We start from the raw sequence: 9,663 nt of genomic DNA, 5'->3' as shown, positions 1-9,663 counted from the left end.
AAATTGGCATTGAACATAGTGCACGCTGTTGAGTTCTCAAGAATCGGACACATCCCGCCTCCACACCAGAACGGTGCTTCACAACGAAAGTGATCGAAGAATTTGTTGCTTGCGTCATACGCGTCTTCTCGGTAGACTAGGAGAAGTTTCTTTCCCCTGTCGCCGTGGCAACTTGTATAACTTAGCACATCCGCAGGCCGTGTCAAATCCGGCTTCTTCGCGATGTCGTCACGCTCATAGGCGCTCCGACGTTGCTCGGTTCAGGACCTGAGTCCTGCGCCGGGCGGCGAAGTTGCTGGATCCGAGGGATCCTGCGAAGGCTTTACATCGGTGCGGCAGACCTGCTCCGAAAAGCTGTCTTGCCGAGTGGATGGTCCCGATTGAGGCCGGGACGTAGGAGCTGCTGCTCTTTCCGTTTCCCTGCGGCCTTTGTGGCGACTCGGAATAAGTTACGCAGCGATCGCGGTGCTGTCAAACGACGGGCCGAAATCGCACATCCCGGGCGTGTCGGGATCAGGGGTCCTCCCCGTCGGCGCCCGGTTCCGCGGGCGGATCCGGGGTCCGAGCCGGCTGCATCGGACCGAGGCGGGCACCCGCGCGCGGGATCCGACTCCACCGAGTGGAAGGACCCTCCCCGGAAACGACGAGGAGCGCGCGACCCGGATCGCTCCGGTACCGCGCGCTCCTCGAGTGGATGCCGGGACTACGCCCCGATGCCGACCGCCTCGGGGGAGACGTCCGCACCGGGAGCCGCGGGCTCGAGCGCCTCGGCGACGCGCTGCGAGAGCGACGAGTCGACGTTCGCCCAGTACTGGAGCACGCGCTGCCGCAGCTCCGGACGGGTGACCTTCGACACGTGGCCGGCGATGTTCGCGACCAGGCGGGCGCGCGCGTCGTCGTCGAGGACCTCACGGTAGAGCGTCCCCGCCTGACCGAAGTCGTCGTCCTCCGGGTGGAGGGTCGCCGCGGCGCGCGTCAGCTCGCCGTCGGTCTCCCAGCCGGCCGACTCCGCCGCCCGGGCGGGATCGGCGTGGGCGCCGCCCATCGTGTTCGGCGCGTAGACGGGCACCTCGGACTTCTGGAAGTCGAACCGCATGGGGCCGTCCTTCGAGTACGAGTGCACGGGCGACTTCGGCGCGTTCACCGGCAGCTGCGCGTGGTTGGTCCCCACGCGGTAGCGGTGCGCGTCGGCGTAGCTGAAGATGCGCGCGAGGAGCATCTTGTCGGGGCTTGCCGCGATCCCGGGCACGAAGTTCGAGGGGGCGAACGCCGCCTGCTCGATCTGCGCGAAGTAGTTCTCGGGGTTCCTGTCGAGCGTCATGGTGCCGACCTGGATCAGCGGGTAGTCCGCGTGGGGCCAGACCTTGGTGAGGTCGAACGGGTTGAACCGGTAGCTCTTCGCGTCCTCGTACGGCATGACCTGCACGGACAGCGTCCACGAGGGGAAGTCGCCGCGGTCGATGGCGGAGGACAGGTCGCGGATGTGGAAGTCCGCGTCCTCACCGGCGATCTGGTCGGCCTGCTCCTGGCTCAGGATCTCGACGCCCTGATCGGTCTTGAAGTGGTACTTGACCCAGAAGCGCTCGCCGGCGGCGTTGATCCACTGGTAGGTGTGCGAGCCGAAGCCGTCCATGTGCCGCCACGAGGAGGGGAGGCCGCGGTCGCCCATGAGCCATGTGACCTGGTGGGCCGACTCGGGCGAGAGGGTCCAGAAGTCCCACTGCATGTCGTGGTCGCGCAGGTGGCTGCCGGGCAGGCGCTTCTGCGAGCGGATGAAGTCGGGGAACTTGATGCCGTCGCGGATGAAGAAGACGGGGGTGTTGTTGCCGACGAGGTCGTAGTTGCCCTCGCTCGTGTAGAACTTCAGCGCGAAGCCGCGGGGGTCGCGCCAGGTGTCGGGCGAGCCCTGCTCGCCGGCGACCGTGGAGAACCGCGCGAGCATCTCGGTCTCGACTCCGGGCTGGAAGAGCGCGGCACGCGTGTAGGCGCTGACGTCGGCGGTGGTGGTGAAGCGTCCGAAGGCTCCGCCGCCCTTGGCGTGGACGACCCGCTCCGGGATGCGCTCGCGGTTGAACTGGGCCAGCTTCTCGACGAGGTAGTGGTCGTGGAGCGCGAGGGGTCCGTCGGCTCCGACGCTCAGCGAGTGGTCGTCACTCGCGACCGGTGCTCCGGAGTTCGTGGTGGTGAATCGTTCCTCGGTCATGTTCCTCCTGTCGGCGAGGGGCACGGGGCCCGCCGCTGCGGTGTAGCGGATGTCGGTCAGTGGGCCAGGGCCAGGCAGTCGGGGCAGGTGCCCCAGAACGTGACGTCGGCGGTGTCCACGGCGAAGCCGCTCGCGGTCTGCGGATGCAGGCACGGCGCCTCCCCGACGACGCAGTCGACGTCGGCCACGGCCCCGCAGCGCCGGCACACCACGTGGTGGTGGTTGTCGCCGACCCGCAGCTCGAACCGGCGGGGGTGGCCCTCCGGCTCGATGCGGCGGACGATCCCGGCGTCGGTGAACGCCGAGAGCACTCCGTAGACCGCCTGGGCCGAAGCCTCGGGGAGGCCCTCGCGCACTCGGGCCAGGACCGCGTCCACCCCGGAGTGCGGGTGCTCCTCGAGAGCGAGGAGCACCGCGCGCCGGGTGGCGGTGACCTTGAGCCCGGAGGCTCGGAGCCGCTCGTCCACTGTCGTCATGCCGAGGACACTACCCGAGTTGTCTTGAGCGGATCAAAACAACGGGCGGCGTGGCGCGCTCGTCCGGGTGAACGGCCGGGAACGCTCCGGCGGCCACGCGGAGGCTCCGATCAGGCGACCGGACCCTCGACCAGCACGACCTGGGCGGAGCGGGCGGCGCCCGCGGAGTCGGTCCACGAGATCGTCACCGACTCCCCGGGCTCGCGCTGCGCGAGCGAGGCGGACAGCTGGTCGGCCGAGGCGACGGCGACCCCGTCGACCGCGGTGACGACGTCCCCCGCCTCGAGGCCCGCCTGCGCGGCCGGCCCGCCCTCGACGACTCCGCCGATCACGGCGCCGGACGCGGTGGTCGCGAGCGCGCGCGAGGTCGGCGACGCGGTGCCGGAGGAGAGGGAGACGCCGAGGAAGGCCGGATAGCCGATCTCGACGGTGGCCGTGTCGGCGCCCGCTTCGATGGTGGCCACGATGTCCAGGGCCTTCGAGATCGGGATCGCGAAGCCGGTGATGTCGGCCGTCCCGCTGGAGGCGGCGGTGTCCATCCCCACGACGCGGCCGGCGGAGTCGACGAGCGGGCCGCCGGAGTCGCCGGAGACGATGTCGGCGTCGGTCTGGATCAGCCCGGTCAGCGTCTCGGCGGAGATCCCCGACTCGGAGCGGGTGGTGATCTGCTGATCGAGACCCGTGACCGTGCCGGTGGCGGCGACCAGGTCGCCCGTCCCTCCCGCGTTGCCGACGGCGATCACGGTGTCGCCCACAGCGACCCCGTCCGTGTCGAGCGAGGCGGGGGTGAGGCCGGAGGCGTCCTCCAGCTGCAGGACGGCGACGTCGTTCGTCGCGTCGGTGCCGACGACGCGGGCGGTGTAGCTGCGGCCCGTCGACTCCACCGTGACCGAGATCGCGGTGGCGCCCTCGACGACGTGGTTGTTGGTGAGGATCATGCCGTCGGAGGTGAGGATCATGCCGGTGCCGGCCGAGCGGGCGCCCTGGTAGGTGAGCTCGGAGGTGATCGTGACGACGCCGGCGGTCTGCGCGGTGCTCGCGGCCACGGCGTCGGTCGCGCCGGTGGCCGGCTCGGCGGCGGAGGAGCCGCCCTGCGTCGAGCCGTACGGGGAGGAGCCGCCCTGCGTCGAGCCGCCCTGCGTCGATCCGCCCTGCGTCGATCCGCCCTGCGTCGATCCGCCCCAGGAGGGGACGATCACGTACCCGCCGCCGAAGGATCCCCGCGAGCCGCCGGGGTAGACGATCGTGGCGGCGCCGGCCGAGGCGGAGGAGGCCGCCTCGGTGCGGCCGGCGGTGGCGACTCCGCCTGCTGTCACTCCGATCAGCACGGCGAGGCCGAGGCCGCCGGCGATCAGCGCCCGACGACGACGACGACGGTCGTCCGCGCGCAGCGCGCGCACCTCGTCGGCGCCCGTCGCCTCGGTGATGGCGGGCTGGTCGGTGAGCTCTCGCTCGTCGGATTCGTGTCGCTCGTTCATGGTGTCGTCCTCGTGCCGGGGCCGCCCCTGACGACGACCGGTTCCCATTCCACGCCCGGCCTCCCGGCGCCGCCTGGACGATGCTTATGCGGTTCCTATGAGCGCTCGCCGCTCTGAATGGTTGTAGCTTCAACCAAAAGCGGGTAGCGTCTCCGCCGTGACCACCTCCTCCCCCGACCTGCTCGCTCCCGACACCGCGATGGGCGCGGTGACCCTCCGCGTCGCCGACCTCGACGGGATGATCGCCTACTACCGCGACGCCGTGACGCTCGAGCTGCTCTCGCACGACGGACCGGTCGCGGTGCTCGGCCGCGGCGGAGTGCCGGCCGTGATCCTCCAGCACGCGCCCGAGCTGGTGCACGCCTCGCCGCGCAGCGCCGGCCTCTTCCACACGGCGATCCTCTTCGAATCGGAGGCGGCGCTCGCCGCGGCCGTGTACAGCGTCGCGAGCCGGCACCCCGGCTCCTTCACCGGCAGCTCCGACCACCTGGTCAGCAAGGCCTTTTACTTCGACGACCCCGAGCACAACGGCGTCGAGCTCTACTGGGACCGCGACCGCACGCAGTGGTCGTGGACGCACGGGCGGATCGAGATGAGCACGCTCTTCCTCGACCCGAACGCGTTCCTGCAGGAGCACCTCACCGAGGAGTCGATCGCGCAGCCGCGCCTCGGCGGCGCCTCCGTCGGCCACGTGCACCTGAGCGTGGGCGACGTCGCCACCGCGAAGGAGTTCTACGTCGACCGGCTCGGCTTCGAGACGACGATCGCGTACGGCGGGCAGGCGCTCTTCGTCTCGGCGGGCGGCTACCACCACCACATGGCGATGAACACCTGGAACTCGGCGGGCGCCGGACGCCGGCAGCAGGCCCTCGGCCTCGGACAGGTCGAGATCGTGGTGCCCGGCGCCGACGATCTCGGCGCGCTCGGCGAGCGGCTGGCCCGCTCCGGAGTCGCCACCCGCGACGACGGCCGCACCCTCGCCTTCGAGGACCCCTGGGCGAACGCGATCCGCGTCACGACCTCCTGAGCGCCGCCGATCGCGGGGACCCCCGCGGGTACGATGGTCGCGCGGAAGACCGCACTCCCCCGAGACTCCGGAGAACACGGTGCCCACGATCGTCGTTGAAGTCATGCCCAAGGCCGAGCTGCTCGACCCGCAGGGGAAGGCCGTCGCCGGCGCGCTCGCGCGGCTGGGCCACTCCGCCCTCCACGGCGTGCGGGTGGGCAAGCGCTTCGAGATCACCGTCGACGAGGTGACCGACGAGGTGCGCGCCTCGGTGCAGCGCATCGCCGACGAGATGCTCTCGAACTCGGTGATCGAGGACGTCGTCGGGATCCACTACCCGGCGGAGGCCGCCCGATGAGGATCGGCGTCATCACCTTCCCCGGCTCGCTCGACGACCGCGACGCCCAGCGCGCCGTCCGGTTCGCGGGTGCGGAGCCGGTCGCGCTGTGGCACGGCGACCACGACCTCGACGGCGTCGACGCGATCGTCCTGCCCGGCGGCTTCTCCTACGGCGACTACCTGCGCTGCGGCGCCATCGCCTCCCACTCCCCGATCATGCGCGAGGTCGTCGACGCGGCGAACGCCGGGACCCCGGTCCTCGGCATCTGCAACGGCTTCCAGATGCTCACCGAGGCGCACCTGCTGCCCGGCGGCCTGATCGCGAACGACATCGGATCCTTCGTCTGCCGCGACCAGCGCCTGATGGTCGCGAGCACCGAGACCGCCTGGACGAACGGCTTCGAGCCCGGCCAGGAGATCACGATCCCGCTGAAGAACGGCGAGGGCGGCTACATCGCCTCGGCCGACACGCTGCTCGAGCTCGAGGCGGAGGGACGCGTCGTCGTCCGCTACCTCGGCCACAACCCGAACGGCTCCATGAACGACATCGCCGGCATCAGCAACCGCCGCGGCAATGTGGTGGGGCTCATGCCGCACCCGGAGCACGCCGTCGAGGAGGGCTTCGGGCCCGACACGGCCGCCGCGATGCGCTCGGGTGTGGACGGGCTGACGTTCTTCACGTCGGCGCTGAAGTCGCTGCTCGCCTCCGCCTGACGCATCCGGTCCGGGCGGCTCCGCCCGCCCGCGACGCACGAGACCCCCGGTTCCGGCCGGGGGTCTCGTGCGTGATGGGCGATGTTCACGGAGCCGCTCAGGGCCCGGTCAGGACCTCGGGCTCGGGGGTCATCGAGATGGTGGGGATCGAGGCGGTGATCACGGTGCCGTCGGAACGGCGGGTGCCCTCGATGTCGGACGTGGTCGGCGCGCCGTGCAGGCGGCGGCCCTGGTGCGTGAGCGGGACGCGCACGGGGCTGCCGGCAGCGACGTGCACGCGCTCGTCGCGGACGGTGATCGCGGCGGAGTCGCCGGTCTCGACCGTCAGCAGGACCTCGGTCTGCGTCACCTCGACGCGCACGCGCGTGCCGTGGAGGGTGATGCGGAAGGCGAGGCGGTCCCAGTCGTCGGGCAGGCGCGGGTCGAGCGTGATCCGCCCACCGTGGTCGCGCATCCCGCCGAAGCCGTAGACGAGGGCGCTCCAGACGCCGCCCGTCGAGGCGACGTGGATGCCGTCCGCGGTGTTGCGGTGCAGGTCGGCGAGGTCGACGAACAGCGCCGACAGGAAGTAGTGGCGGGCCAGGTCGCTGTAGCCGACCTCGGCGGCGATGATCGACTGCACGACGGCCGAGAGGGTCGAGTCGCCGGTGGTCAGCGCGTCGTAGTACTCGAAGTCGGCACGCTTCTGCTCGGCGGTGAACTCGTTGCCCTGCAGCAGCAGCGCGAGCACGACGTCGGCCTGCTTGAGCACCTGGAAGCGGTAGATCACCAGCGGGTGGAAGTGCAGCAGCAGCGGGCGCTTGCTCGCGGGGGTGTTCTCGAGGTCCCACAGCTCCTTCTCGAGGAAGGCCGCGTCCTGCGGGTGGATGCCCGCCCGCGCGTCGAAGGGGATGTGCATCTTCTCGGCGGCGCGCGCCCACTCGAGCACCTCGCCCTCGTCGAGAGCGAGGCGGTCGGCCATCCGCTCGTACGCGGCGGGCTCGACGGCCTTCAGCAGCTCGACGGCGCGGGCGGCCGAGCGGAGGTTCGCCCGGGCCATGACGTTCGTGTACAGGTTGTCGTTGACGACGGTCGTGTACTCGTCCGGCCCCGTCACTCCGTGGATGTGGAAGTGATCGTCGCCGTTGCTGCGCCAGAAGCCCAGATCGGCCCACATCCGCGCGGTCTCGACGAGGATGTCGATCGCTCCGCGGGCGAGGAAGTCGTCGTCGCCCGTGGCACCCACGTACTGCATGAGCGCGTAGGAGATGTCGGCGTCGATGTGGTACTGAGCGGTGCCGGCGGCGTAGTACGCCGACGACTCCTGACCGTTGATGGTGCGCCAGGGGAAGAGCGCGCCGCGCTGGTTGAGCTCGGAGGCGCGCGCCCGGGCGGCCTCGAGCATGTTCTGCCGGAAGCGCAGGGCGTTCCGGGCGACGAGGGGCGCCGTGTAGCTGAGGAACGGGAGGACGTAGACCTCGGTGTCCCAGAAGTAGTGGCCGCCGTAGCCGGAGCCCGAGACGCCCTTGGCCGCGACTCCGCCGCCGTCGGTGCGGGCGGTGGACTGGGCGAGCTGGAAGAGGTTCCAGCGGGTGGCCTGCTGGATGGCGGGCTGGCCGTCCAGCTGCACGTCGGAGCGGGTCCAGAAGTCGTCGAGCCACTCGCGCTGCTTGACGAACTGCTCCTCGACCGGCGTCTCGCGGGCGCGGTCGAGCGTGCGGTCGCAGCGGTCGGCGAGCTCGCGCACGGGCACGCCGCGGGAGGTGTGGTAGGTCAGCGTCTTGACCAGGCGGACCGGCCGGCCGGCCTTGGCCTTCACGCGGTAGACGTGCTTGGCGAGGTCGTCGTCGATCTGGGAGGTCTGGTCCCACTCGTTCTCGGTCTCGAGCTGGTGCTCGGCGCCGCAGGCGACGGTCATCTGGGAGTTGGTGGTCCGGTAGCCGAGGAGGTAGCGGGTGCCGCTGACGCGCTTGAGGCGCGGCTGGAGCACGCGGTCCTCGAACGATTCCGCCTTGCGCGGGTCGAAGCCGGCGCCCTCGCTGCCGGAGGGGGCGTGGTACTCGTCCACGCCGTCCTGGCGGTTGAGGATCTGGCTCGAGATCAGCACGGACGCGTCGTGGTCGAGCATCTCGACCTCGTAGTCGAGGATCGCGAGGTGCCGGTCGGTGAACGAGACCAGGCGGCGCGAGCGGATCAGGACGCGCTTGCCGGAGGGGGTGCGCCACTCCAGCTCGCGGGTGAGCACGCCGTTCGCGAAGTCGAGGCGGCGCGAGTAGGCGAGGACGTCGGCCTCGCTCAGCACGAAGGGCTCGTCGTCGACGTAGAGGCGGATGATCTTGGCGTCCGGCACGTTGACGATGGTCTGGCCGACGCGGGCGAAGCCGAACGCCTCCTCCGCGTGGCGGATGGGCCAGGTCTCGTGGAACCCGTTGATGAAGGTGCCGTAGGCGTAGCCGTCGCGCCCCTCCTCCACGTTGCCGCGGAGGCCGAGGTAGCCGTTGCCGGTGGCGAAGAGCGTCTCGGTGCGGCCCTGCAGCTCGGAGGCGAACTCGGTCTCGACGAGAGCCCACTCGTCGATCGGGAAGCGGTTCCGGTCGAGCGGGTCGGAGGTGATGGGGTTCATGCGGCGTCCTCGGGGGCGGGAGCGGTGGGGAGGAAGGGGAGCAGCTCGGCCAGGTCGTCCACGACCAGGTCGGCGCCGTGCTCGAGCAGGGTGTCGGCCCCGACTCCGCGGTCGACGCCGACGACGAGGCCGAAGCCTCCCGCGCGGCCTGCCGCGACTCCGGAGTGCGCGTCCTCGAGGACGGCGCACTCGGCGGCCGGGAGGCCGAGGAGCTCGGCCGCGTAGAGGTAGGTGTCGGGCGCGGGCTTGCCGGCGATCGAGCGCTCGGCGGCGAGGAGCCCGTCCACGACGACCTCGAAGCGGTCGCGGAGGCCGGCCGCCTCGAGCACCGGCACGCCGTTGCGGGAGGAGGTGACGACGGCGACCTGCACGCCCGCGGCGATCGCGGCGTCGACGAAGCGGAGCGAGCCCGGGTAGGGAGCGACGCCGGTCTCGGCGAGGGTGCGGTTGAAGGCGTCGTTCTTGCGGTTGCCGAGCCCGCAGACGGTCTCGAGCGACGGGTCGTCCTCGGGCGCGCCCTCGGGGAGGGTGATGCCGCGCGAGGCGAGGAGCGCCCGGACGCCGTCGTACCGCGGGCGTCCGTCGATGTACCGGAAGTAGTCGGCGTCGGTGTAGCCCTCGGCGATCCCGCGCGAGGAGAGGTACTCCGTGAACAGCCGCGACCAGGCCTGCATGTGGACGTCGGCGGTCGGCGTGAGCACGCCGTCGAGGTCGAACAGGAGCGCGCGGACGCCGCGGAGGGCGGAGGCGTCGGGGCGCGTCGGGGATGCAGTCACGGCGGGGAGGACCTCTGATCGGGGGCAGGCGTTCGGCGGTTCCGCCGATGACGGTCGTCCGCCGCGGAC

General features: G+C 71.1%; 8 protein-coding genes. 3 read left to right on the top strand and 5 right to left on the bottom strand.

From position 1 onward, the window contains the following. Positions 1 to 703: 703 nt before the first annotated feature. The 3 genes from C5C56_RS08235 to C5C56_RS18135 form a co-directional block, all read right to left on the bottom strand. Positions 704 to 2,203 (bottom strand): catalase, encoded by a 1,500-nt coding sequence (locus C5C56_RS08235; protein ID WP_104319373.1) that lies wholly within the window; start codon positions 2,201 to 2,203, stop codon positions 704 to 706. Between the two features lie 56 nt (positions 2,204 to 2,259). Then, positions 2,260 to 2,679 (bottom strand): Fur family transcriptional regulator, encoded by a 420-nt coding sequence (locus C5C56_RS08230; RefSeq protein ID WP_104222735.1) that lies wholly within the window; start codon positions 2,677 to 2,679, stop codon positions 2,260 to 2,262. 110 nt (positions 2,680 to 2,789) lie between these two features. Next, positions 2,790 to 4,157: a S1C family serine protease gene (locus C5C56_RS18135; RefSeq protein WP_219813879.1), complete on the bottom strand. Its 1,368-nt coding sequence runs from the start codon at positions 4,155 to 4,157 to the stop codon at positions 2,790 to 2,792. Positions 4,158 to 4,356: 199 nt separating this feature from the next. Between C5C56_RS18135 and C5C56_RS08220 the strand changes: the two genes are divergently transcribed. From C5C56_RS08220 to purQ, 3 genes are all read left to right on the top strand, one after another. Beyond that, entirely contained in the window at positions 4,357 to 5,184 is an 828-nt protein-coding gene (locus C5C56_RS08220; protein WP_104222842.1) for a VOC family protein, read from the top strand. 79 nt (positions 5,185 to 5,263) lie between these two features. Further along, the gene (gene purS, locus C5C56_RS08215) at positions 5,264 to 5,521 is read left to right on the top strand and encodes a phosphoribosylformylglycinamidine synthase subunit PurS (protein ID WP_104222736.1); all 258 of its coding nucleotides are present in this window, start codon (positions 5,264 to 5,266) and stop codon (positions 5,519 to 5,521) included. After that, on the top strand, positions 5,518 to 6,216 hold the full coding sequence (purQ, locus tag C5C56_RS08210) for a phosphoribosylformylglycinamidine synthase subunit PurQ (RefSeq protein WP_104222737.1): 699 nt from the start codon (positions 5,518 to 5,520) through the stop codon (positions 6,214 to 6,216). The genes purS and purQ overlap by 4 nt, the downstream gene beginning before the upstream one ends. A 97-nt stretch (positions 6,217 to 6,313) precedes the next feature. Here the strand turns inward: purQ and C5C56_RS08205 are convergent, their stop codons facing one another. Then, positions 6,314 to 8,818: a glycoside hydrolase family 65 protein gene (locus C5C56_RS08205; protein WP_104222738.1), complete on the bottom strand. Its 2,505-nt coding sequence runs from the start codon at positions 8,816 to 8,818 to the stop codon at positions 6,314 to 6,316. After that, positions 8,815 to 9,594 carry an HAD family phosphatase gene (locus tag C5C56_RS08200; protein WP_104222739.1) on the bottom strand — a complete coding sequence of 260 codons (780 nt, stop codon included), beginning with the start codon at positions 9,592 to 9,594 and terminating at the stop codon, positions 8,815 to 8,817. Before C5C56_RS08200 ends, C5C56_RS08205 begins: the two co-directional genes overlap by 4 nt. Between the last annotated feature and the right edge of the window lie 69 nt (positions 9,595 to 9,663).

Origin of the sequence: Rathayibacter sp. AY1D1 (assembly GCF_002932635.1) — a bacterium.
Lineage (GTDB): Bacteria > Actinomycetota > Actinomycetes > Actinomycetales > Microbacteriaceae > Rathayibacter.
The sequence above is the reverse complement of the archived record's forward strand: the minus strand, read 5'-3'. Positions and strand labels throughout refer to the sequence as shown.